Here is a 22,851-nt window from a genome sequence, read left to right as displayed (position 1 = left end):
CTCCGGCTCAGCAGCCGGTGCAGATGCTGGTGTTGAGGCCGCGCCGGGCCTTGAACGACCCGTGGCCGCGCCGCACCAGCGGGTAGCCGCCTTCGTAAGGGGCCGGCGGGCTGAACTGTACGTTGCGCTGCGCCTGCATGTTGAGGACGTTGAACTGCGATGTCTGTGTCTGGTTCAGGCTGCGGAACTGGCTCTGCAGGGCGAAGGATTGGTTGGCGGCGTTGGGGTTCGACTGCTGGACCTGGGCGAGCGCCGGCCCGGCGGTGAGACCGAGCAGGGCGGCGCCGAGGGCGAGGGGGATGCGCATGGGAGTCTCCCGCGACGAGAGGACGTTCATACCGGGACGACGCCAGCGCGCCGCCCCAGGTTCCGCGCCGCGTCAACCGGGCACGACGGGGTGCTTCTGGGTCGGCAGGCCATCGATCTGCGCCATGTCCATCTTCGTGTGCGCCTGGACCAGGGCGTGCGGGGTGAGCGCCATCCACTGGGTCAGCGAGACGTCAGCGTAACGCGGGCTCTTGAACATTTCCAGGAAGGTCAGCGTCTCGGTGCCGGTGTTCTCGATGTAATGGCCCATGGCGAAAGGCACGTAGCCGACGTCGCCCGCCTGATAATCGAAGGTGCGCGCCTTCGACTCGGAGCCGAACACCGTCATGCGGCCCTTGCCCGACAGGTAGTACTGCCATTCGTCACCGTTCGGGTGCCAGTGCAACTCGCGCATCCCGCCCGGCTCGATCTCGACCAGGGCCGCCGCGATGGTGATGGAGGCCGGGAAGTTGGACGAGTCGGTGATACGCACCGTGCCGCCCTTGGTGCGGATCGGCTCCTGCGCGAGCATCTTATGGCTGAATGACTTCGGCACCGGGCCGGCGCCGCCGAGCTTGTCGTCCGCCAGCGGACCCGGCTTCGGGCCGGGGAAGATGTAGAGCTCCTTCTCGGGAATCCCGTCGAAGGCGTTCTCCGGCAGGCCGAAATTCTTGGCGAGGACGTCGCGCGGGGTGTGCGCCAGCCAGTCGGTGATGAGGAAGGTCGAATCCTCCGAGAAGCCGCCGTCGTCGAAGACGAGCAGGAACTCGCAGCCGTCCTCCGGCCCTTCGAGACCCTGGATCGAGTGGGGAATGCCGGAGGGGAAGTACCAGAGGTCGCCCTCGCCCACGTCGTCGGCGAAGGTGCGCCCATCCTGGTCGACGGCGGTGATCCGGGCCCGGCCCTTGATCATGTAGGCCCACTCGGCCTCCTTGTGCCAATGCATCTCGCGCACCGCATTGGCCTTCAGGCGCATGTTCACGCCGGCCATCGCCTTCGAGATCGGCAATTCGCGGGTGGTGGTCTGGCGGGCCCAGCCGCCCTTCTCCAGCCGCATGTGGCTGTCCGCGAAGGACCATTTCAGGTTCGGCATCGTGCCGTGGTCCGTGGCGGGCGGCGCGACGGTGTAGGGGGCCTCCGCCTCGCGCGGCCCGTTCTTCGGCCCGAGGATGTCGGCGCCCTTGCCGCCGCGCTCCGGCACGGGTGTTGCGGGGGAGGGGGCCTGCGCACCGGCCGGGCCTGCGGCCAGGGCGGTTCCGGCCGCGGCGGCGATCAGGCCGCGTCGGGACAGGTTGGTCATGGGGGAATCCGTGGCTTCTCTGCGAGAGGCCCGGAAACGGCCGAGCCCCCGTCCCGGTTCGACGCGGGGCAAATTCGTCGCGGACACCGCGTGGAAACACGCCTGCCCTATCTTTCACTCTTGGATTCACAGCGGCGGGAACGATGACGGACCACGGGTCACCCGGCGGGAGGAGATGGCGCGGCACATCGTGGCTCGTCCTCGCCGCCCTCGCCGGGGCGGGCTTCGTCGGCTACCGCACATGGTCCGAGCCCTCCCGGGCGGACGTGCCGCCGGAGACCGCGCAGCGCGGCCCCGTGACCCTGCGCGTCGCCGCCGCCAAGCGGGCCGGCGACAGCCTCGACCTTACCCAGACCGGCACGACGCAGGCCTTCGACACGGCGAGCCTCTATCCCCGCGCCACCGGTTACATCGCCGAGCGGCGGATCGATATCGGCTCGCGGGTGCGCAAGGGCGACCTCCTGTTCCGCATCAGCGCCCCGGACCTCGACCAGCAATTGGCGCAGGCGCAATCGCAGGTGGTGCAATTGCAGGCCGCCCTCGTCCAGACCAAGGCGATGGTCGATCAGGCCGAGGCGAACCGGCACCTCGCCGACGTCAACAACAAGCGCACCACGACGCTGGCCGGCACGGGCATCGCCACGGCGCAGACCGCCGACACGGCGCGGGCAGGGGTGCTAACGCAGGGCGCCAACCTCGCCGCCGCGCAGGCCAACGTGAAGGTCGCGGAGGCGAACATCGCCGCGCAGGAGGCGCAGGTCGCCCGGCTGAAGGTGCTCACCAGCTTCGAAGAGATCCGCGCGCCCTTCGACGGGGTCGTCACCGCCCGCAACGTCGATATCGGCGACGCCGTGACGGCCGACACTAACACCGGCACGCCGCTGGCCACCCTGGCGCGGGACGACGTGCTGCGCATGGCGGTCAACGTGCCCCTCTACGCCGCCGACGGCGTGCGCGACGGCCTCCCGGCCCGGATCGAGGTGGCGCAGATCCCCGGCAAGGTCTTTCCCGGCACGGTCTCGCGCTCGTCCTCGGCGCTGCTCTACGCCTCGCGGATCCTCGTGACGCAGGTGGACATCCCGAACCCGGACCACGCTCTGCAGCCCGGCCTCTACATCACGGTGACGCTCTCGATCCCAAGGCCCGCCCCCGTGGTGAGCGTGCCGAACGATTGCCTGATCTTCGACCAGCACGGCACGCGGGTGGCGGTGCTGGAGCCCACGGGCCACGAGGCCTTCGTGGTGCGGATGCGCCCGGTGACGATCGTCCGCCAGGGCGACAGCGGCCTTGAACTGAATGCCGGGTTGGAGGGCGGCGAGCAGGTGGTCGTCTCCCCGCCCGCGTCGCTCCGCGACGGCGACCCGGCCAAGCCCCGCCAGGAGCGCAAGGCCGGGACCTGAGCCCGCCTAGCGCGGCAGCCGCGCCCGCTCATCGGTGCGGGCGAGCCGCGCGAGGAGGTACTCGACCTCCTCCTTCGCCACCGCGCTCAGGGCCTGCGACGGCTTGCGCTGCGCGTCCGAGGCGAAGATGCCCCGGCGCATGAACACGTATTTGCGCACGGCCAGCCCCAGCGGACCCTGCTGCTGCTCGTAGCGCAGGTAGGGCAGGTGGGCGTCGAACAGGTCGTGCGCCTCGTCGCGGCGGCCCGCCTTCGTGAGGCGCACCACGTCGACCAGCATCTCCGGGAAGGCATAGCCGGTGTTGGCGCCGTCGACCCCGCGCTCCGCCTCGAAATCGAGGAACAGGCCGCCATTGCCGACGAGGATCGCGATGCGCCGCATCGACCCCTCGGCCTCGTAGCCGCGCAGGGTGGTGATCTTTTCGAGCCCCGGCCAATCCTCGTGCTTGAGCATCACGCAGGTCGGGTTCTCGGTGACGATCCGGCGGATCACGGCCGGGGTCATCACCACCGAGAAGGTCAGCGGGTAATCCTGAAGCACGAACGGAACATCCGGCCCCAAAGCCTCGGCCGCATTGCGGAAATAGCCGGCGACCTGATCGTCCGTGCGGAGCGTGTTGGGCGGTGCGACCATCACCCCGGCGGCGCCGATCTCCATCACCTCGTGGGCAAGCGAGCGCATGGCCGCGAAGCCCGGCGCCGTCACGCCGACGATCACCGGCCGCTTGGTCCGGCCGATCACCCGCCGGGCGACGGCGATGCCCTCGGCATGGTCGAGCTTTCCAGCCTCGCCGAGCTGGCCGAGGATCGTCAGCCCATCGACGCCCACGCCCTCGAAGTAATCGACCATCCGGTCGAGGGACGTCTCGTCGATCCGCCCGTCCGGGTGGAACGGCGTCGGCGCGATCGGCACGACGCCGCTGATGTCGCTCGTGAGGGGCATGGGGGTCCTCGGCTCGCCGTGGGGGCGGGCCGAGGAGTAATGCTCACCCCAACAGCTTGTCGAGGGTGATCGGGATGTCCCGCACCCGGATGCCGGTGGCGTGCCACACCGCGTTGGCGATGGCGCCCGCCGTGCCGGTGATGCCGATCTCGCCGACACCCTTCACGCCGAGCGTGTTCACCACCGAATCCTCCTCGGGGATGAGGATCGCCTCCATCGCCGGAATGTCGGCGTTCACCGGCACATGGTACTCGGCGAGGTTGTCGTTGAGGAACCGGCCGGTGCGCGGGTCCATTTCCGCCTTCTCGTGCAGGGCGAAGGACAGGCCCCAGATCATGCCGCCGTAATACTGGCTGCGCACGAGGTGCGGGTTGATGATCCGGCCCGCCGCGAAGGCGCCGACGAGGCGGCTCACCCGCACCTGCCCGAGATCGGGATCGACCTTCACCTCCGCGAAGACCGCCCCGTGGGCGTGCATCGCGTAGGATTTCTGCGCGGCGGCATCCGCACCGGCCTTGCCCTTGCCCTCGATCTTCGCCCGGCCGGCCCGGTTGAGGATCGCGGAGAAGGTTTCGCTCCGGCTCGGGTCGTCCCGGCGGGTGAGGCGCCCGCCCGCGGCGGTCACGCCCGCATTGCCCGCGCCGAACAGCGGCGAGGCCTGGTCGTTCACCGCCAGCTCGGTGAGCTGGCCGATCACGTCCTGCGCCGCCGCGTGGATCGCGTTGCCGGCGGTGGCGGTGTGGCCCGAGCCGCCCGCGATGCCGGCATTCGGCAGGTCGGAGGAGCCCATGTTGAAGGTCAGTTCCTCCATGCCGAGGCCCAGACCGTCGGCAGCGATCTGCGCCAGCGCCGTCCAGGCGCCCTGGCCCATGTCGAGGGCGCCGATCTCCACCGTGCCGGAGCCGTCGGCCCGGATCTCGGCCCGCGCCATGCCTTCGAAGATCAGCGCGGGGAAGGTCGCGGTGCCGACACCCGTGCCGACGAGGAACCCGTCCTTGTCACGGGTCTGGCGGGGCTTCAGCGGGCGCCCGGCCCAGCCGAAGGCCTTCGCGCCCTGGGCGTAGCATTCCCGGAGGGCCTTCGAGGAGAAGGGCTTGCCGGAGAACGGCTCGACTTCGGCATAGTTGGCCAGCCGGAACTCCAGCGGGTCCATGTTGAGGTCGAAGGCCAGCTCATCGAGCGCGCTCTCGATGGCGACGCTGCCGGACGCCTCGCCGGGGCCGCGCATGAACAGCGGCGTGCCGGTGTCGAGCCGCACCGCCTCGTGGCGGATGGCGGTGGACTTGCTGGCGTAGAGGGTGGTCGTCACCCGGCCCGCCGGCTCGAAGAAGTCGTCGAAGCTCGAAGAAGCGGTGAGGATGTGGTGGTCCAGCGCCATGAGCTTGCCGGCCTCGTCCGCGCCGAGGCGCAGGGTCTGCCGGGTCGGGCCGCGATGGCCCATCGGCCCGTACATCTGCGAGCGGGTCGGCACGAGCTTGACCGGCTTGCCGGTGAGCCGCGCCGCCATGCAGGCGAGCACCTGCGGCCCGGCCGGCACGCCCTTCGAGCCGAAACCGCCGCCGAGATAGGGGCTGTCGATGTGGATGTCGGTGGGCTTGATGCCGAAGAGCCCCGCGAGCCGCCCCTGCGCGATGGCCAGCCCCTGCGTCGGCATGAACAGGTGGAGCTTGTCGCCGTCCCAGCTCGCCACCGCCGCGTGCGGCTCCATGGCGTTGTGGTACTGGGCCGGCGTCTCGTAGGTGCCGGTGAAGGTCTTGGCCGCCGAGGCGAGACCCGCCTCCACGTCGCCATCGACCTGCTCCGGCGGGGCGCCGACGCCGACCGCATCCGGGGTGAAGACCTCGCCGGCATCGAGCCCGATGCGCGGGGTCTCCTCCTCGTAGGTCGGGGCGAGCAGCCGCGCGCCCTCGGTCGCCGCCTCCAGGCTCTCCGCGATCACCACGGCGATGGGCTGGTTGGCGTAGCGGACCTTGTCGTTCTGCAGCACGTCGATCCGGAAGGTGAAGGGCACGTCCTTCAGGTCCGGGTCCTTGGAGAGCTTCGGCGCATTCTCCGGCGTCATCACCTTGACGACGCCGGGATGGGCCTCGGCCGCCGCGACGTCGAGGCTCTTCACCCGGCCGCGGGCGATCTTCGACACGCAGAGCGCCGCGTGCAGGGTCCCCGGCGGCAGGTTGTCGGCGGCGAAGCGCGCTTGGCCCTTCACCTTCAGGGGGCCGTCCCGGCGGGTGAGGGGCTGGCCGATGCTCGATCCGTGGCGGACCGGTTCGATGGTCGAGGTCATGGGTCGATCCTCAGACGATGCCGAAGGGGGAGGCGGGGAGAGCCGGGAGACGCGCGGGCGTTCCGGCGGCCGCCAGGGTGAGGGCCCGCACCGCCACCCGGCGGGCGAGTTCGATCTTGAAGGCGTTCGCCTCGCCGGTCGGCTTGGCGCCGTCGAGCGCGATCCGCGCGGCCTCGGCGTAAGCCTCGGGGGAGGGCGCCTTGCCGGCGAGCGAGGCTTCCGCCTCCGTGACCCGCCAGGGTTTCAGGGCGAGACCGCCGAAGGCGAGGCGGGCCTGCCCGATCTTGCCGCCGTCGAGGATCATGGCGGCGGCGGCCGACACGACCGCGAAGGCGTAGGAGGTGCGGTCGCGGACCTTCAGGTAGCGGGCGTTGCCGGCGAACCGCGCCGCCTCGGCGGGGAGGGTGAGGGCGGTGATCAGCTCGCCCGGCTCCAGCACCGTCTCCCGCTCCGGGTGGTCGCCCGGAAGCAGGTGGAACTCGGTGAGCTTGACGCTGCGCGTGCCCCCCTGCCCCTCGATCTCGACGGAGGCGTCCAGCGCCGCCAGCGGCACGCAGAAGTCGGACGGGTGGGTTGCGATGCACTGCTCGCTCCACCCCTGGACGGCGTGGATGCGGGTCGCATGGCCGAGCGCCGCGCAGCCCGACCCCGGCTGGCGCTTGTTGCAGGGGGAAACCGCGTCGGTGAAGTACTGGCAGCGGGTCCGCTGCATCAGGTTGCCGCCCACGGTGGCGGCGTTGCGCAACTGCGCCGAGGCGCCGGCCAGCAGGGCTTCGGCCACCATCGGGTAGGTCTTGGCCACATGCGGGTCGTCGGCGACGTCGCTGTTGCGGGCCAGCGCACCGATGCGCAGGGAGCCGTCCGGCTTGGCCTCGATCCCCGACAGGCCGGGGAGGCGGGTGATGTCGATGATCCGCTCGGGGTTGGTGACGCCGCCCTTCATCAGGTCGACGAGGTTGGTGCCGGCGGCGAGGAAGGCGGCGCCGGGTTGGCGGCCGGTGGCGAGGGCGTCGGCGACGGTCGCGGCGCGGGTGTAATCGAACAGAATCACGCGGCGTCCTCCCGTTGCTCCATGCGGCCGCTGGCGTCCTTCACGGCTTCGAGGATGCCGGCATAGGCGCCGCAGCGGCAGAGGTTGCCGCTCATCCCCTCGCGGATGCGCTCGGGGTCGGTCCCGGCCTTGCCCTCGCGGATGAGGCCGACGGCACTCATGATCTGGCCCGGCGTGCAGAAGCCGCACTGGAACCCATCATGGGCGATGAAGGCGGCCTGGACCGGATGGAGGGCGTCGCCCTCGGACAAGCCCTCGATGGTCAGCACCTCGGCGCCGTCGAGGCTCACGGCGAGCTGCAGGCAGGAGTTGATCCGCTTGCCGTCCACGAGGACGGTGCAGGCGCCGCACTGGCCCCGATCGCAGCCCTTCTTGGCGCCGGTCAGGCCAAGGCGTTCGCGCAGGAGGTCGAGGAGGGTGATGCGGGGATCGTCGAGGTCGATGGCATGCGGCTTCCCGTTCAGGGTAAGCCTGATGGGTATCGTCATGGTGCGGATCCGCTGGCCTGCAGGCTGGAACTGTTACAGGTAGAAAAGCCAGCCGCACCGGCGAGCCCGGTTGTCCTTGAAATGTGCGTTAGATCACCGGAGGGGAGATCTGATACGATCCCGGAGGGCAGGGGAGATCGATCCATGGATGTCCTGATCGGGGAACGCTGGGAAGGGTTCATCGCCCGCGTCGTCCGGGACGGCCGCTACGGTTCCGCCAGCGACGTCGTCCGCGAGGGGTTGCGCCTTGTGGAAGAGCAGGAGGCCAAGCTCCAGGCGCTGCGGACGACCCTCGACGACGCCATCGCGGCCGGCGGCGCCTTCGACGATTCGGAGATCGACGCGGCACTCGCGGCCAAAGCCGAGGAGCTGGAGGCCCGCGGCCACCGGGGATGAGACGGCTCGTCTATCTGGCGGCCGCACGCGGCGACCTCCTCGACATCCTCGTCTCGGTCACGGAGATCAGCGGAAGCGTCGCCACGGGCCGGCGCTACGTCGACGGGATCAGGGCGCAATGCCGCAAGCTCGCCGCCCTGCCGGGCCTCATCGGCCGGCCGAGGCCGGAGCTGCGCCCCGACATCCGCAGCGCGGCCCATCGGTCCTACGTGATCTATTTCCGCTATGTCGGCGAGACGTTCGAGTTGGTCAGCATCCTGCACGCCCGGCGCGACGTCACCTCGGTGTTCCGGTCGCGCGAAGGAGGCTGACGCGCTCAGCGCCCGACCGTCCCGCGCAGTGCCGTGACCAGCGTCTCGACGGCCTCCTGCGCCTCGGAGCCGAGTTCGATCTCAGTCTCGCCCGCCGTGGCGAGGCCGCGCTCGGTCAGTTCCTCGACGCCCTTCGGGTCGGCCTCGTGGCCGGCGCCGTCCTTGCGGATGACGGAGGTCACGCGCTCGCCGCTCACCAGCCGGTGATAGGCCGCGAAGGCCAGGATCGAGAGTGCGTTATCGGACAAGCCCTTTACATCGGCCATCGTCGTCTGGATCCTGGGTCGAGTGATCGAACCGGCTGAACGCCGCTCCTGCGCCAGGGGTCCCGGGCAGGACGAAACGCCGCGCGGAGCGTGAGTTCGCCACCATTCCGCGATATCGCTCCCGCCCCACCCTGCTGGTACCCTCACGCCGCCATGTCCGCCCGCCCCCACGAGCCGCGCATCGAAACGACGCCGGAGGCCGCCCCCGCGCCCGCGACTCCGGCCGAGGTCGAGGCCCGCCTTCGCCAGCAGGTGATCCTGTCCGAGTTCGGCGTGGAGGCCCTGCGCGGCAAGGATTTCGACCTCCTGCTGCAGCGGGCCACCGAATTGTGCGCGCAGGGCATGGGCGCCGAGTATTGCAAGGCGCTGGAATACCTCCGGCGGGAGGACACGCTCCTCGTCCGGGCGGGCGTCGGCTGGAAGCCCGACGTGATCGGCCACGCCACGATCGGCGCCGACCTTGCCTCGCCCGCCGGCTTCGCCCTGAAGACCGGGCGGCCGGTCATCTCGAACCACCTCGCCGACGAGACGCGCTTCCGCACGCCCCAGCTGATGGCCGACCACGGCATCCGCCGGGCGATCAACGTGCTGATCGAGAACCGCGACGGGGCCTTCGGCGTGCTCGAAGTGGACGACAGCCGCGAAGGCATGTTCGAGGAGGCGGACATCGCCTTCATGCAGGGCTTCGCCAACCTCCTGGGTAGCGCCATCGAGCGCCACCGCACGGAGGAGCTGCTGCGCGCCTCCCTCGCCCGGCAGGACCTTCTCGCCCGCGAGATGAGCCACCGGGTGAAGAACAGCCTCGCCATCGTCGCGAGCCTCCTGACCCTTCAGGCGCGCTCCGCCGAGGGCGAGCCCGCCGTGTCCGCCGCCCTGCAGGACGCCCGCAGCCGCGTGGAGGCCATCGCCACCGTCCACGACCAGTTGTGGCGCCAGGGCGATGTCGAGGACAGGGACGGGGCAGGGGAGGCGGTGCCGGGCGAGATCGACCTCGCCACCTTCCTCGACAAGCTGATCCTGAACCTCGCGAGCGGCGCCCCGGCGCACCGCCTGACCTGCACGACCGCCCCCCAGAAGCTCTCGGCCGACCTCGCCATCCCCATCGGCCTCTGGGTGAACGAGCTCGTTACCAATGCCCTGAAATACGCCTACCCCATCGACCGCTTCCCCACGGGCGGCGAGATCCGCGTGCGCGCCGAGCACGAGGCCGGGACGCTCACCGTCGAAGTGGCCGACGACGGCGTCGGCCTGCCGGCCGGGTTCGAGATCGGTCGGGCCTCGAAGAGCCTCGGGATGCGCGTCGTCGGCAGCCTCGCCCGGCAGCTCGGCGGCACGCTGACCCTCCCCCCGACCGGACAGGGCACGACCTTCCGCCTCGTCGTGCCGCTGGAGCGGGGCCTCGGCTGATTCGCGCGAGGCCACCGCTCGCAGGCCGCGCGAGGATCGGTCTCTAAACCTCTGATTGCATTGCTCTTCACGTTTCCCGCCGAAATGTCGATCCCGGCGAATTTTTCGGGCCGGGGAGGGGGGCTCGGTGGCGGATAATCTGGCGGCGCCGGGATGCGGACGGTATCGGGAAGCCCTTCCCGACCGAAGAGGCTCCCCGCATGATGATCCGGCTCGCCGCCGCCGCCCTCGCCACGTCCCTCGGCGCAGACCCGGCTGTCGCCCCGCCGCCCCCCGCCCCCGCGCCGAGCACCTACAACCTCGAACGGATCGTCCCCCGGGGGGAGGCGCGGACCATCGCCTTCTACACCTCGCTCTTCCCCGATTGCACCGCGCAGGGGCCGGTGGTGATCCGCCTGCTGACGCCGCCGCGCCACGGGCGCGTGACCATCGAAACGGTGCAATCCTTCCCGCAATTCGTCGCCACCTCGCCGCTCGCCGAGTGCAACACCCGCAAGGTGCCGGGCAAGCGGATGATCTACGAAGGGGAGGAGGGCTACGAGGGCACGGACGCCTTCCGCATCCTCGTCATCAACGCCGACGGCACCGGCTACGAATCGGATGTGAAACTCTCGGTGCGGTAGCGCTGCACTGGACAAGTTAACCCGGACACCCGATGCACGCCGTGACACACGCGGAACGGGTGACCGGGATGGACCATGCGGCGGCCGCCTCCCTCGCGGAGCGGCTCCACGGCTTCCGCAGCCTGGGTGACAATTGCGAGTTCGGCTTCGTGCAGCGCTACGGGGGCGTCGAGCCCTCCGGCCTGCTGCGCTTCGCCTACACGCCGATGGAGGACCTGATCCGGGGCCTGCGCTGCGGCTTCGCGGATCTCGGCGCGCCCGGCGACCTGCACCTCTCGGTGAGCCAGGGCGGCGCCTATTACTGTCACAGCCGGGCCTACAACATCTGGGCCAATACCGGGCAGGCGCCGGGCTCCGCGGAGCCGGAGGCGCTGCTCGCCCGGGAGTATGGCCGCCTCGCCCATCTCAAGCGCAAGATGCTCGACGAGCTCGCCGAGGGCGCGCTCGTCCTCGTGCGCAAGGTCGCCGACGACGAGCCGGAGATGGATTTCGCGCGCCTCGCGGAGGCCGTCTGGGCGCACGGACCCTCGACGCTCCTGAAGGTCACGCAGGCCGGGCCGGACTGGCGGCCGGAGCCGGTGCGGCGGATCGGGGAGCGCCTGATCGCGGGGAGGGTGCGCCGCTTCGCCCCGACGGAGCAGGCCTGGGAGGTGGACCTGGAGCCCTGGATGCACCTCGTGGACGGGGCCTGGGCGCTGGTGCGGGGCAGGGACCCCACGGATCTCGGGGCGGGCGCCTTCCCGGAGGCGATGCCCCTGCCCGGCGGCCTGCGGCGCCATGCCGGCCGCCGGCCGGAGGCGGGCTTCAACGGCTTCACCCGGATGATCGACCCGGCCGCCTTCGACCCGAACGGCATCTACGTGTTCTCGAGCTGGGTCTGGATCCCGGCGGATTTCGGCGGCGAGCGCATCCTCGCCGCCGCCGGCTATGCGCGGCTCGCCGGCCGGGACGCCGACCTCGCCCGGCGCGAATGCTGGCAGCCCGTCTGGGCTTCGGGCCGCCTCACCCATGCGGAGCGCGAGCCGGTGGGCCTCGCCATGATCGGCAGCGACCGCGACGCGTTCTGGTCGGCGGGCGGACGCTTCGTCCTGGGGCCGATCCCGGAGCAGGGGGCGGAACCGCACCTGCCGCCACCGCCCAGACCGTTCACCGGAGGGGACCTCTGGGCGCGGCTCAAAGCCCGGCTGGCATAGGCCCGGACACCCGGATCCGGTTTTCGCATAAGATATATTATGGAACTTAAAGGCCTGGGGGCGGCTTCCGGGGAAGACTATGGTTAATACCGTTAACCATAACCTCTCACCGGGTGAGGGCGGTCCGGTCCCCCTGCCCTGTGGCGTCAGGCAGCGCGGTCGGCGAGGCGGTGGGTGTCGGTGAGGATGCGCCCGTCGGCGGCGCGGCAGGACAATTCCCGCGACAGCGCCTTGTCTATCACCCGCACGGAGGCCGGGGCATCGAGGGTGTCGGCGCCGTCGAGGAAGCCGGCCGCGTCGAGGGGCGCGTCGCGGCCACCGCCGAGGCCGCGCCACCACAGCACCGCCTTCTCGCGCTCGTAGCCGCGTCCCTCCGGCCGGAGGCGGACCCGCCAGGCGCCCTCCGCCCAAGCCAGGACCACGTCGAGTCCGCCCGGCGCCGGCTCCAGGCTCCATTCGGTCACCGGATGCCACGCGCCGTCCGAGACGGGCACCGGGGCGAGGGCGGCCTCCGTGAGGATGGCCAACTCGTCCTCGGCGCTGGCCTCGTGGCCGGGCTCGCGCTCGGCCTCCGGTTCGGTCCAGCAGGTCTCGCAGGTGGAGGCGTTGAGGGCGATCAGGGCGCCGCAGCCGGGGCAGGGTTTGGCGCGCAGGCCCCCTGCCCCACCGCGCACCGCCTCGGCCGTGCGGATCGTGACCGCGTCCACCGGACCGTGCATCCGCACCAGGCCGGCATAGTCGAGGATCAGCGCATCGTCCTTGCCCGGCGCCCGGCGCAAGGCCCGCCCGACCTGCTGCACGTAGAGGCCGGTGCTGCGCGTCGGCCGGAGCAGGGCCACGAGGTCGACCTCCGGCGCGTTGAAGCCGGTGCCGAGCACGCCCACCGAGGCGAGGCAGCGGATCTTCCCGGCCCGGAACCGCGCGACGATCCGGTCGCGCTCGCGCTTGGGCGTGCCGCCCTCGACCGTCTCGCAGGAATAGCCCTCCTCCCGCACGGCGTCGCGCACGGCGGCGGCGTGGGCGAGCCCGGCGCAGAAGGCGAGCCAGGAGCGGCGTCCGCTCCCGTACTCCACCAGTTCGGACACGGCGGCCCTGGTGATCCAGTCGCGGTTGACGGCGGCTTCCAGCTCACTGGGGATGTAATCACCCCCGCGCCGGCCGACGCCGGTGACGTCGAGCTGCGTTAGGGTCGACTTGGAGACGAGGGGCGCGAGGTAGCCCCGGCGGATGAGATCGCCCGTGTCGGCCTCGTAGGCGATGCCGGAGAAGAGCCGGCCCGGCCCCTCGTCAAGACGCCCGGAATCCAGCCGGTACGGGGTCGCGGTGAAGCCGACGACGCGCATCGCCGGGGTGAGGGCGGACAGCCCCGCGAGGAAGCGGCCATAGCGGGTCTCGGCCGAACGCGGGATCAGGTGCGCCTCGTCCACCACGACGAGGTCGCGGGGGCCGATGGCGGCGAGCCTGTCCGCGACGGATTGGATCGAGCAGACCAGCACCTGCGCGCCGGCCTCCCGCCGCCCGAGCCCGGCGGAGAACACGCCGGCCGGCGCCTCCGGCCAGTGGCGCTGCAATTCGGCGAGGTTCTGCGCGACGAGTTCGCGGCTATGGGTGACGATGGCGACGCGGGTGAGGGGGTTCTCGTCCAGCGCCTCCCGCGCCAGGGCGGCGATGACGAGGGACTTCCCCGCCCCGGTGGGCAGCACGACGAGTTGGCCCGCCTCCCCTCCCCGCGCCCAAGCGGCGTCCAGGGCATCGAGGCTCGCCCGCTGATATTCCCGCAATCGCAGCATCACGGGTTTCCGAAGGGCGAGCCCTTCGGCGGGTGCAGGGCGGAGCCCTGCGGATGCCGCGCCAGCAGGTAGATGTCCATGATCCACCCATGCCGCGTCCGCGCTTCGGCCCGCCGCCGCCGGATCTCGTCGCCGACATCCCCGAGCCGGCCTGCGACGAGGATCTCGTCCCCACCCCCAAGATAGGCCCCCCAATAGATCGTCAGGTCCTGGTCGAGGTGCCCGAAGGCCGGATCGCCGTCGAGCATCACGACGACGCTCTCCGCCCCCTCCGGCCAACCGGCCGCAAGGCGCCGGCCGGTGGTAATGGCGATCATGCCGCCGATGGCGTTCAGGGGCACGGCGTGCCGGGCGCAAAGCACCTGTACGCTCGAAATCCCAGGGATCACCTTGCAGGCAATGCTCATCCGGCCCCGCGCCACGATCCGTTCGAGGATGCGCAGGGTGCTGTCGTAGAGGGCGGGGTCGCCCCAGACGAGGAGGGCACCGACCTCCCCTGCCCCGAGATCCAGGAAGGCGTCTTCCAGCCGCTCGGCGCGGGCGGCGTGCCACGCCTCCACGGTGGCGGCATAGTCGGCGGGGTTCCGCTCGCGCGGCGGGTCGTCCACGCTCACGAGGCGATAGGGCCGGGCGATATGCGCCGCGCAGACCCGCCGCCGGACCTCCACGAGGTCGGCGGTCTCGGCGCGCTTGTCGAGGACGAACACCGCCGCCACGTCGGACAGCGCCCGCACCGCCTGCAAAGTCAGGTGCTCGGGATCGCCGGTGCCGATGCCGACGACGCGGATCGTTCTCGTGGGGGTCTCGCTCATGCCGGCGCGGTGATTAGCCCGCCTTGTCGGCCTTGGCGAGGAGCGCTTTGGTCCCGCGAGGCCCCCGGAACGCAAAAGGCCCGGAGCCGAGACTCCGGGCCTTCGCAAACAATCCTGTGCGGGGCCTTACTCGGCCGAGGCGGTGCGCCCGGTGATCGAGCGGAACGCCTTCGAGAGGAAGGAGGACTTCTCCTCGCGCGGCTCCAGGCCGTTGCTGGCCAGCAGGGCGTGCGCGTCCTTGTACCAGGGCGAATCGGGGAAGTTGTGGCCCAGCACGGCGGCGGCGTTCTGCGCCTCCTGCGGGATGCCCAGCGCCCAGTAGGCCTCGGTCAGGCGCTCCAGCGCCTCCTCGGCGTGGCGGGTGGTCTGGTACTTGGAGACCACGTCGCGGAAGCGGTTGATCGCCGCCGGGAAGTTGCGCTTCTCCAGGTAGTAGCGGCCGATATCCATCTCCTTGCCAGCGAGCTGGTCGCGGGTGATCTGGATCTTGGCCTTGGCGTCCGTGGCGTATTCCGAAGTCGGGTAGCGCTGGACGAGTTCCTGAAGGGCGACGAGCGCCTTCTCCGAGCGGTCCTGGTCGCGGGTCACGTCCGGGATCTGCTTATAGTTCGACATCGCGATCAGGTACTGCGCGTAGGCCGCATCCTTGCTGGACGGGTGACGCTGCAGGTACAGCTTCGAGGCGTTGATCGCGTCGTCGTACTTCTGGCCTTCGTAATTCGCGTAGGCCGTCATCAACAGCGCCTTCCGCGACCAGTCGGAATACTGGTACGTCTTGTCGAGGCTGTCGAACTTCTTGACGGCGCCCTCGTAGTCGCTGTCCTCCATCTTCGCCAAGCCCTCGCTGTAGAGCTTGTCGGCGGGGACATCCGCCACGACCTCGGGCTTGTACTTTTCGGCGAAGATCCCGGTGGGATCGAAGTCGCAGCCGCCGAGGCCCAGGCCCAGCACGGCCACGAGCGGAGCCGCCAGGGCCGTGAGGCCGCGATGACGAATGGTGACAGGCATTCTCGCGCTCTTTCCCCCACCCGGAGCGGTTCTCGCCGCCGGGATGCCAACCCGCTGGTGGTCTCCGGCTCCGAGGAACCGGCCCCGCCATTTACGGGCGGTTAAACCGTGACCTTCGATTCGGGCGCGAAAGCGGCGATGGTGAGGCGGCCCGCATCGGTTGCGCAGTGTGGTGCGCCGGACACAGCCCCCCAGGGCGGCCCGGCCCGCCCGCCTCAGACGTCGGCGGCGAAAGCGGCGAGCCCGAGGCTCGCGCCGAGATCGACGAGGGTGCCCTGGCGGGTGCCGGCGGCCTCGACGATGGCGTAGTTGGCGCGGTCCGAGAACAGGGCGGACAAAACGCCGACATTCATGCGATGGCCGCCGCAATAGGAGCGGTAGGCCCCCTGGATCGGCAGGCCGGCGAGGGCGAGGTCGCCCACCGCGTCGAGGATCTTGTGACGGACGAACTCGTCGGGGAAGCGAAGCCCCTCGGGGTTCACGACGCCGTTCTCGCCCACCGCGACGGTGTTCTCCAGGGAGGCGCCCAGCGCGAAGCCCGCCTTCCAGTAGCGCTCCACGTCCTTCATCATGCCGAAGGTGCGGGCCTCCGCGACCTCACGACGATAGGTCGCCGGCGACAGGTCCATGGCCTTGCGCGAGCGACCGATCACCGGGTTGTCGAAATCGATCTCGACGTCGAGGCGGAAGCCTCGGTCGATCGGGCGCAGCTCGGCGAAGGCGCGGTCCACCTCGATGCGTACCGGGCGCAGGACCTTCAGCCAGCGCTTGGGGGCGCCGCAGGAGGCGAGGCCGACGGCGTCGATGGCCTCCACGAAGAGCTTGGCGGAACCGTCGAGGATGGGAAGCTCGGGCCCGTCGATCTCGATCAGGGCGTTGTCGACGCCCAATCCGAAGAGGGCGGACATCAGGTGTTCGATGGTGGCGACGGCCCCGGTCTCGACGTCACCGATGACGGTGCAGAGTTCGGTGGCGGAAACGAGGGCGTGGTGGGCCTTGATGAGGCGGTCGTTGCCGAGGGGAGTGCCGGTGCGGAGGAAAGCGATGCCATGGTTGGCGGGGGCGGGCCGGATCGTGATCGCGGCGGGGTTCCCGGAGTGGACGCCGACGCCGGAGAGCGTGGCTGCCGCCTTGAGGGTGGTCTGATTATTCGTTCGCATTCCTGAGCCCTCGGCCGCAATCCCGCTTCGCCATCCCCGTTCGGGTGTGGCGTGCGCCTCGATTCGTCCGCTGCTTGATGCCCCTATACCGCTGACAGGTTGTATCCCCGCGGCACACTCGTTCTTACCGGATTAGCTATAGCCGCGCTCCGCAGGCCAGCCAAATCACGGATTCTTACCGCTTGTTACAAGCTGGACCGGATCGCCATCCGAAGAAAGCGCAACGCGTTCAATGCCTTAAAAATTGGTTAACGCGCGGCGGATCCGTGGCCGATCTGTGGCGCCGATGCATCATATGCACAGGCAGAACACAGATACGACGAGACCCCACGTCGTGCAATCCCGGAGGACTACACAACGTGAGGTTGAATGGTGCCGGTTCGAGTGGCGATCAGTTCGCCTGGCGGCGGAGGAAGGCCGGGATCTCGAGCTGGTCGTCGTCCATCATCCGGGGCTGCTGCGGCATGGCGCGGCCCTGGCCGTCCAGGTTGCCCTGGGCCGGACGGTACTGCGGGGCCGGGGGCACCGGAGCGCGGGGGGCCGGGGGCATCGGCGGCTGGTAGGCGGCCGGGGCCGGGGGAGCCGGCGGTATCGCGGCGGTGCGCTGGGCCGGGGCGACCTCGTCCTCACGGCGTCCGCCGAAGCCGACGGTGGCGAGGCGGCGCAGCAGCGACGTCCGCTTGGATTCCGGCGCCGAGTCCTCGGCGGCCCGGCTCGCCATCAGCTGGTTCTGGGCGATCGGGGGCAGCTCGTGGATCTGCGGCATGCGCGGGGCGCGGGCGAGGGCCGGGTTCGAGACCGGCGCGGCGGGGCGCGGCGGCACGAACGGGCCGGCATGGTGCTGCGGGGCCGGCTCGGGCTGGGGCGCGACGGGCGCCGGCACGAACGGGGCGGCGGCGCGCGGCTGCACGGGGGCGAGCAGCACGTCGTCGCGGGTCGTCACCGGGGCCGGTTCCGGGCGGATGTCGAGGCGCTGCTCGAGGGGGGGCGCGACCGGGGCGGGGGCGGCGGGGGCGACGTGCGCCTGGACGGGGGCCGGGTTCAGGGCGGAGGCGACGCTGTCCGTGCGGATGCTCGGCACCGGCGAGGAGGCGCGGGCACGGGCCTCGGCGCGCAGGCGCTCGGCCACTTCGGCGATGCGCTGCTCGGTCTCGGCGACGGCCGGGTTGTTCGGCGAGTTCGCGGAGATCAGGGCGTGCTCGATGCCGGTGGCGACCACGGACACGCGGATGATGCCGTCGAGGCTCTCGTCGAAGGTGGCGCCCAGGATGATGTTGGCGTCCTGATCGACCTCCTCGCGGATGCGGGTGGCGGCCTCGTCCAGCTCGTAGAGGGTGAGGTCGGAGCCGCCGGTGATCGAGATCAGCAGGCCGCGCGCGCCCTTCATCGACACGTCGTCGAGGAGCGGGTTGGCGATGGCGGCTTCGGCGGCGCGGTTGGCGCGCTTCTCGCCGGAGGCCTCGCCGGTGCCCATCATCGCCTTGCCCATGCCGCGCATGATCGCGCGCACGTCGGCGAAGTCGAGGTTGATGAGGCCTTCCTTGACCATCAGGTCGGTGATGCAGGCCACGCCCGAGTAGAGCACCTGGTCGGCCATCGCGAAGGCGTCGGCGAAGGTGGTCTTCTCGTTGGCGACCCGGAACAGGTTCTGGTTCGGGATGACGATCAGGGTGTCGACCGCCGCCTGCAGCTCCTGGATGCCGGCCTCGGCCGTGCGCATCCGGCGGACGCCCTCGAACTGGAACGGCTTCGTCACGACGCCGACGGTGAGGATACCCATGTCGCGGGCGGCGCGGGCGATGACCGGGGCCGCGCCGGTGCCGGTGCCGCCGCCCATGCCGGCGGTGATGAAGCACATGTGGGCGCCCGAGAGCTGGTCACGGATCTCGTCGATCACCTCGTCGGCGGCCGCCGAGCCGACTTCCGGGTGCGAGCCGGCGCCAAGACCCTGCGTGACGTTGAGGCCCATCTGGATGACCCGCTCGGCCTTCGAGGAGGTGAGCGCCTGGGCATCGGTGTTGGCCACCACGAACTCGCAGCCCAGCAGGCCGGACTCGATCATGTTGTTGACCGCGTTGCCGCCGGCGCCGCCGACGCCGAACACGGTGATGCGGGGCTTGAGTTCCCGGATGTCCGGCGCCTGGAGGGAGATGGCCATGGTGTCGAGCCTCTGCTGAACTTCGCTGTCGCTTGGCGCCTCGCGGCGCCGGTTTTCTTGGTGTCGCTCCCCGCCCCTTGCGGGGCGCGGACCGTTAGAAGCTGTCCCTGATCCAGCGGACGACCCGCGGAAGGTATCGGTGGTCCGTGCCGGTCGCGGCGAAGGCGCCGTGACCGCGTGGCTCGAAGTACTCGGCGTGGGCGACCTGCGGGTAGACGAGCAGGCCGACCGCGGCCGAGAAGGCCGGACCCTTGGCCGCCTCGGGCAGGCCACGGATCCCGAGGGGCCGCCCGATGCGGACCTGCCCCTGCATCACCCGCCGGGCCACCTCCGGCAGGCCGACGAGCTGGCTCGCGCCGCCCGTGAGCACCACCCGGCGCCCGGCCTGGGCGGCGAAGCCGGCGTTGCGCAGCCGGTCGCGGACCAGCTCCACCACTTCCTCCACGCGCGGCTTGATGATCCGCACCAGTTGCGAGCGCGGGATATGGGCCGGGGCATCGCCCTCCTCCTCGCCGACCCCGTGGACCGCGATCATGTCGCGCTCGTCGGAGGGGGAGGAGATGGCCGAGCCGTAGAGGGTCTTCAGCCGCTCGGCCGCCGCGACGCGGGTCGAGAGGCCCCGGGCGATGTCCATCGTGACGTGGTGGCCGCCCACCGCCACCGCGTCGCAATGGACCAGGTGCCCGCCGGAGAACACGCCGACGCTGGTCGTGCCGCCGCCCATGTCGACGACGCAGACGCCCATCTCCGCCTCGTCGTCCACGAGGGCCGAGAGGCCGGCGGCGTAGGGGGTGGCGATCACCGCCTCGACGCCGAGATGGCAATGCTCGATGGCCAGCATCACGTTGCGCGCGGCGGCGAGTTCGGTGGTGACGACGTGCAGGTCGACGCCCAGGGCCTCGCCGATCATCCCCGAGGGGTCGATCACGGCGCCCTGCCCGTCCAGGGCGTAGCCGGTGGGAAGGGCGTGGAGCACGGCGCGGCCGGGGCTGACGCCGTGGGCGCTCGCCGTCTCCAGCACGCGCTCCACGTCCGAGCCTGTGACGCTGCCGGAGCGCACGTTCACCCGCGCCTGGAAATGCTGCGAGGCGAGGCGCCCGCCGGACATGTTCACGATGACCGACTGGACCTCGACCTTGGCCATCCGCTCGGCGGCGTGCACCGCCTGACGGATCGAGCCCTCGGCCGCCTCCAGATCGACGATGGCGCCGCCCTTCAGGCCGAGGGAGCGCTGGTGGCCGATGCCGATGATCCGCGCGAGGTGGGTCCGTCCGCGCAGCGTCGAGAGCGCCTCGGCGGGCTGAAGCTCCGCGATCAGGCAGACCACCTTGCTCGTGCCGATGTCGAGGACCGAGAGGATCGTCGAACGGCGGGCCGAGAGCGGCTTCAGACGCGGCGTAAGGCCGTGTTGGCTGTGCATGAAACGCTACCGGACGCGAAAGGCGGGACGGAGGGAGAAGGCGGGCGCGAGGCGGGGGCTCATGTGGGCGCCCCCGGCTTCTTCTTGTTCTGCTGCTGCGTCTCGGCGCGGGCGGCGGCGGCTTCCTCGGTGAGGCGCACCACCACCCGGTCGGCCATGCGCAGGTCGACGGCGATGATGTCCTTCTCCAGAAGCCGCTCGTTGCGTTCGAGCTTCACGAGGCGGGCCAGCGCCCCGGCCGGATCGTCCTCGGGCAGGCGCACGTCGACGCCGTCGAGCTTCAGGGTCCAGCGGCGGCCAGAGACATAGGTGCCGGCCTTGATCCGGTCGGCCAGCGGGCCGGCGGCGGACACCAGCGCGAGGTATTCCGGCAGCTTCGCGTTGGCATTCTCGCCCACCACCAACGGCAGGCTGGCGTAGCGGTCGTCGCGCATGGCGTCGATCACCGTGCCGTCGGCCGCGATGACGTTGATGACGCCGTCCTTCTGCCACAGGGCGGCGGGCTCCCGCTCGACCTGGGTGATGGCGATGTCGTTCGGGTAGATCTTGCGCACCGAGGCCTGGGCGATCAGCGGCACCCGCAGGAGCCGCTCGCGCGCCTCGTTCACGTCGAGGAAGGGCACGGAGGAGCGCCAGTCGATCCCGGCGGCGGCCAGGACCTCGCGCTCGTACATCCGGGAGATGCCGGTGATCGTCACCCGCTTCACCCCGAAGCCGAGGATGCGGGCCGCCACGTCGAGGGGGCGCCCCTGCTCGATGACGAAGGAATCGTAGCGGCCGCTGGCGACGAAGCCGGCCAGCGACACGGCGGCGAGGGAGACGGAGACGGCGACGACGCCCGCGCCCCGGGGCAGCCGGTCGGCCATGGACTGGCCACCGCGCACCCGCCGCACCGAGAGGGCGCGGGAGGGAAAGCGCGAAGCGAATCGCAGGAGCGGGCTTCCCGCGAACCGCGCAGGGGTGCCCGCAGCCCGGGCAGGACCCGGGGTCAGCGATTCAGGGAAGCGTCCTCCACCATCCATCGGACGAGCTCACCGAAACTCAGGCCCGCATGGGCCGCCATATCCGGCACAAGGCTCGTCTGGGTCATGCCGGGTTGCGTGTTGACCTCCAACACGACCAGCGCGCCGGTTCCCCCCGGCGTGTCGTCGTAGCGAAGGTCGGCACGGCTGACGCCCCGACAGCCCAGCGCTTGATGCGCCGTTAACGCCAACTCTTGGACGCGCTGGTAAACATTTGGTTTAAGTTCTGCCGGGAGGACATGGATCGAACCCCCCGGCGCGTACTTGGCGTCATAATCGTACCACTCGGTGGCGGCCTTCACTTCGATGACGCCGAGGGGCTTGTCGCCCATCACCCCGCAGGTCAGCTCGCGGCCGGCAATGTAAGGTTCCGCAAGGACTTGGTCGCCGAAGCGCCACTCGTCGGAGGCGAGGATCTGGGGCGGGTGCGAGCGCCCGTCGCGCACGATGATCACCCCCATGGACGAGCCTTCCGACACCGGCTTGATCACATAAGGCGGAGGCAGGACGTGCTCGTGGGCGGCCTCCATGCGGTTAACGACTCGGCCGCCGGGCACGTCGACGCCGGCCGCGCGCATGACGACCTTGGCGCGCTCCTTGTCCATGGCGAGCGCCGAGGCGAGGACGCCGGAATGGGAATAGGGAATCTTCAGGATTTCCAGGAGGCCCTGGATCGTGCCGTCCTCGCCGTCCGGCCCGTGCAGGGCATTGAAGGCGACATCCGGCCGGAGCCCGGCGAGCACGGTCGCGACGTCGGGCCCGACATCGATCCGTGTGACCCGGTACCCCTCCCCTTCGAGGGCGTCGGCGCAGGCCTTGCCGGAATTCAGCGAGACCTCGCGCTCGGAGGACGAGCCCCCCATCAGGACGGCGACGTGACGGGTCATGGGGCAGACTCCGGAGAGGGGGACGGGTTCGGGACGTCGGCTGCCGTCCCGATCATTCCATGAAGGCGGGCATAGACCTCTGTCGCCGTGTCGCGCCGCAGGGCACCGATGGACCGCAGCACGCGGGCGGGCTCGATGCAGGCGATCTTCAAGGGCCGGACGACCGACGGGACGGCGAGACCGGCCGCCGGCAGATCGTCGATGCGGATATCCGTGGCGAGCGCCGTGTTCCGCGCGCTGGTGATCATCGCGATCCAGACGAAGCCCGACGCCGCCACCGCCGGGCCGGAGACGATCAAGGCCGGCCGCCGCTTCTCGGCCAGCCGGTCGGAATACGGGAACGGCACGACGACCACCGTGCCGGCCGGAAGGTCGCCGGGGTCAGAGGTCGGCATAATCTTCGTCATCGATCGGGCTGCCCCATTCGGTGAAGGCGACGAAGGGGTCCTCCCCCTCGGCCGGAGCCTTGTCGATCGTCACCCCCTCCGGCGTGATCACGTAACGGAGCCGGTCGCCGGGGCCGATCGACAGCCACTCGCGCACCTCGGCCGGCAGCACAGTCTGGCTCTTCACCGAGACCTTGGAATACGCCGTTCGCATGATCTGAGCAGGCATGACGGGCATCAA

23 protein-coding genes are annotated in these 22,851 nt (G+C 70.7%); 6 read left to right on the top strand and 17 right to left on the bottom strand.

The annotated features are described in order from the left end of the window. Positions 1 to 7 precede the first annotated feature (7 nt). Together MKK52_RS20075 and MKK52_RS20070 are read right to left on the bottom strand one after the other, a co-directional pair. Positions 8 to 307, bottom strand: a complete 300-nt coding sequence (locus MKK52_RS20075) for a hypothetical protein (protein ID WP_243956795.1) — start codon at positions 305 to 307, stop codon at positions 8 to 10. Positions 308 to 379: 72 nt separating this feature from the next. Then, positions 380 to 1,606, bottom strand: a complete 1,227-nt coding sequence (locus MKK52_RS20070) for an oxalate decarboxylase family bicupin (protein WP_243956793.1) — start codon at positions 1,604 to 1,606, stop codon at positions 380 to 382. A gap of 143 nt (positions 1,607 to 1,749) precedes the next feature. Here MKK52_RS20070 and MKK52_RS20065 point away from each other — a divergent pair, with 143 nt between their 5' ends. Then, the gene (locus MKK52_RS20065; protein ID WP_243956791.1) at positions 1,750 to 3,006 is read left to right on the top strand and encodes an efflux RND transporter periplasmic adaptor subunit; all 1,257 of its coding nucleotides are present in this window, start codon (positions 1,750 to 1,752) and stop codon (positions 3,004 to 3,006) included. A gap of 6 nt (positions 3,007 to 3,012) precedes the next feature. Here the strand turns inward: MKK52_RS20065 and MKK52_RS20060 are convergent, their stop codons facing one another. The 4 genes from MKK52_RS20060 to MKK52_RS20045 are packed head-to-tail and all read right to left on the bottom strand — an operon-like array spanning position 3,013 to position 7,771. Continuing rightward, complete coding sequence (locus MKK52_RS20060) at positions 3,013 to 3,948, bottom strand: dihydrodipicolinate synthase family protein (RefSeq protein WP_243956789.1); 936 nt, start codon at positions 3,946 to 3,948, stop codon at positions 3,013 to 3,015. Between the two features lie 43 nt (positions 3,949 to 3,991). Beyond that, entirely contained in the window at positions 3,992 to 6,232 is a 2,241-nt protein-coding gene (locus MKK52_RS20055) for a xanthine dehydrogenase family protein molybdopterin-binding subunit (protein WP_243956787.1), read from the bottom strand. 10 nt (positions 6,233 to 6,242) lie between these two features. After that, positions 6,243 to 7,283, bottom strand: coding sequence for an FAD binding domain-containing protein (locus tag MKK52_RS20050; RefSeq protein WP_243956786.1), 1,041 nt, complete (start codon positions 7,281 to 7,283; stop codon positions 6,243 to 6,245). Further along, positions 7,280 to 7,771 (bottom strand): (2Fe-2S)-binding protein, encoded by a 492-nt coding sequence (locus MKK52_RS20045; RefSeq protein ID WP_243956785.1) that lies wholly within the window; start codon positions 7,769 to 7,771, stop codon positions 7,280 to 7,282. Before MKK52_RS20045 ends, MKK52_RS20050 begins: the two co-directional genes overlap by 4 nt. A 144-nt stretch (positions 7,772 to 7,915) precedes the next feature. Between MKK52_RS20045 and MKK52_RS20040 the strand changes: the two genes are divergently transcribed. Both MKK52_RS20040 and MKK52_RS20035 read left to right on the top strand, forming a co-directional pair. Continuing rightward, positions 7,916 to 8,167: a type II toxin-antitoxin system ParD family antitoxin gene (locus MKK52_RS20040; RefSeq protein WP_243956784.1), complete on the top strand. Its 252-nt coding sequence runs from the start codon at positions 7,916 to 7,918 to the stop codon at positions 8,165 to 8,167. Beyond that, on the top strand, positions 8,164 to 8,478 hold the full coding sequence (locus MKK52_RS20035) for a type II toxin-antitoxin system RelE/ParE family toxin (RefSeq protein WP_243956783.1): 315 nt from the start codon (positions 8,164 to 8,166) through the stop codon (positions 8,476 to 8,478). The genes MKK52_RS20040 and MKK52_RS20035 overlap by 4 nt, the downstream gene beginning before the upstream one ends. 5 nt (positions 8,479 to 8,483) lie before the next feature. Here MKK52_RS20035 and MKK52_RS20030 read toward each other — a convergent pair whose 3' ends face one another. Beyond that, positions 8,484 to 8,726 carry a hypothetical protein gene (locus MKK52_RS20030; protein ID WP_243956782.1) on the bottom strand — a complete coding sequence of 81 codons (243 nt, stop codon included), beginning with the start codon at positions 8,724 to 8,726 and terminating at the stop codon, positions 8,484 to 8,486. Positions 8,727 to 8,897: 171 nt separating this feature from the next. Here MKK52_RS20030 and MKK52_RS20025 point away from each other — a divergent pair, with 171 nt between their 5' ends. The 3 genes from MKK52_RS20025 to MKK52_RS20015 all read left to right on the top strand — a co-directional run bounded on the left by MKK52_RS20025 (position 8,898) and on the right by MKK52_RS20015 (position 11,967). Then, positions 8,898 to 10,151, top strand: a complete 1,254-nt coding sequence (locus MKK52_RS20025; protein ID WP_243956781.1) for a sensor histidine kinase — start codon at positions 8,898 to 8,900, stop codon at positions 10,149 to 10,151. A 200-nt stretch (positions 10,152 to 10,351) separates the two neighbouring features. After that, a complete protein-coding gene (locus MKK52_RS20020; RefSeq protein ID WP_243956780.1) occupies positions 10,352 to 10,774 on the top strand; it encodes a hypothetical protein in 423 nt (140 codons plus the stop codon). A 32-nt stretch (positions 10,775 to 10,806) separates the two neighbouring features. Beyond that, the gene (locus tag MKK52_RS20015; RefSeq protein WP_243956779.1) at positions 10,807 to 11,967 is read left to right on the top strand and encodes a hypothetical protein; all 1,161 of its coding nucleotides are present in this window, start codon (positions 10,807 to 10,809) and stop codon (positions 11,965 to 11,967) included. A gap of 146 nt (positions 11,968 to 12,113) precedes the next feature. On the opposite strand, the gene MKK52_RS20010 is transcribed toward MKK52_RS20015, so the two are convergent. The 10 genes from MKK52_RS20010 to MKK52_RS19965 form a co-directional block, all read right to left on the bottom strand. Next, positions 12,114 to 13,757, bottom strand: coding sequence for a DEAD/DEAH box helicase (locus tag MKK52_RS20010; protein WP_243956778.1), 1,644 nt, complete (start codon positions 13,755 to 13,757; stop codon positions 12,114 to 12,116). Next, positions 13,757 to 14,569 carry a precorrin-6A synthase (deacetylating) gene (gene cobF / locus MKK52_RS20005; RefSeq protein ID WP_243956777.1) on the bottom strand — a complete coding sequence of 271 codons (813 nt, stop codon included), beginning with the start codon at positions 14,567 to 14,569 and terminating at the stop codon, positions 13,757 to 13,759. The genes MKK52_RS20010 and cobF overlap by 1 nt, the downstream gene beginning before the upstream one ends. Before the next feature lie 126 nt (positions 14,570 to 14,695). Then, complete coding sequence (locus MKK52_RS20000; RefSeq protein ID WP_243956775.1) at positions 14,696 to 15,577, bottom strand: outer membrane protein assembly factor BamD; 882 nt, start codon at positions 15,575 to 15,577, stop codon at positions 14,696 to 14,698. A gap of 215 nt (positions 15,578 to 15,792) precedes the next feature. Beyond that, the gene (gene lpxC, locus MKK52_RS19995; RefSeq protein ID WP_243956773.1) at positions 15,793 to 16,737 is read right to left on the bottom strand and encodes a UDP-3-O-acyl-N-acetylglucosamine deacetylase; all 945 of its coding nucleotides are present in this window, start codon (positions 16,735 to 16,737) and stop codon (positions 15,793 to 15,795) included. A 391-nt stretch (positions 16,738 to 17,128) separates the two neighbouring features. Next, complete coding sequence (gene ftsZ / locus MKK52_RS19990) at positions 17,129 to 18,895, bottom strand: cell division protein FtsZ (protein WP_243956771.1); 1,767 nt, start codon at positions 18,893 to 18,895, stop codon at positions 17,129 to 17,131. A 94-nt stretch (positions 18,896 to 18,989) separates the two neighbouring features. Beyond that, positions 18,990 to 20,315 (bottom strand): cell division protein FtsA, encoded by a 1,326-nt coding sequence (gene ftsA / locus MKK52_RS19985; protein WP_243956769.1) that lies wholly within the window; start codon positions 20,313 to 20,315, stop codon positions 18,990 to 18,992. Between the two features lie 59 nt (positions 20,316 to 20,374). Further along, positions 20,375 to 21,337 carry a cell division protein FtsQ/DivIB gene (locus MKK52_RS19980; RefSeq protein WP_243956767.1) on the bottom strand — a complete coding sequence of 321 codons (963 nt, stop codon included), beginning with the start codon at positions 21,335 to 21,337 and terminating at the stop codon, positions 20,375 to 20,377. Beyond that, positions 21,304 to 22,224 carry a D-alanine--D-alanine ligase gene (locus tag MKK52_RS19975; protein WP_243956765.1) on the bottom strand — a complete coding sequence of 307 codons (921 nt, stop codon included), beginning with the start codon at positions 22,222 to 22,224 and terminating at the stop codon, positions 21,304 to 21,306. The genes MKK52_RS19980 and MKK52_RS19975 overlap by 34 nt, the downstream gene beginning before the upstream one ends. Continuing rightward, a complete protein-coding gene (locus MKK52_RS19970; protein ID WP_243956763.1) occupies positions 22,221 to 22,619 on the bottom strand; it encodes a type II toxin-antitoxin system PemK/MazF family toxin in 399 nt (132 codons plus the stop codon). Before MKK52_RS19970 ends, MKK52_RS19975 begins: the two co-directional genes overlap by 4 nt. Further along, complete coding sequence (locus tag MKK52_RS19965; protein ID WP_243956761.1) at positions 22,606 to 22,839, bottom strand: AbrB family transcriptional regulator; 234 nt, start codon at positions 22,837 to 22,839, stop codon at positions 22,606 to 22,608. Before MKK52_RS19965 ends, MKK52_RS19970 begins: the two co-directional genes overlap by 14 nt. Between the last annotated feature and the right edge of the window lie 12 nt (positions 22,840 to 22,851).

Source organism: Methylobacterium sp. J-067, assembly GCF_022829465.1.
Lineage (GTDB): Bacteria > Pseudomonadota > Alphaproteobacteria > Rhizobiales > Beijerinckiaceae > Methylobacterium > Methylobacterium litchii.
This window is presented reverse-complemented; position numbering and strand designations above follow the sequence as displayed.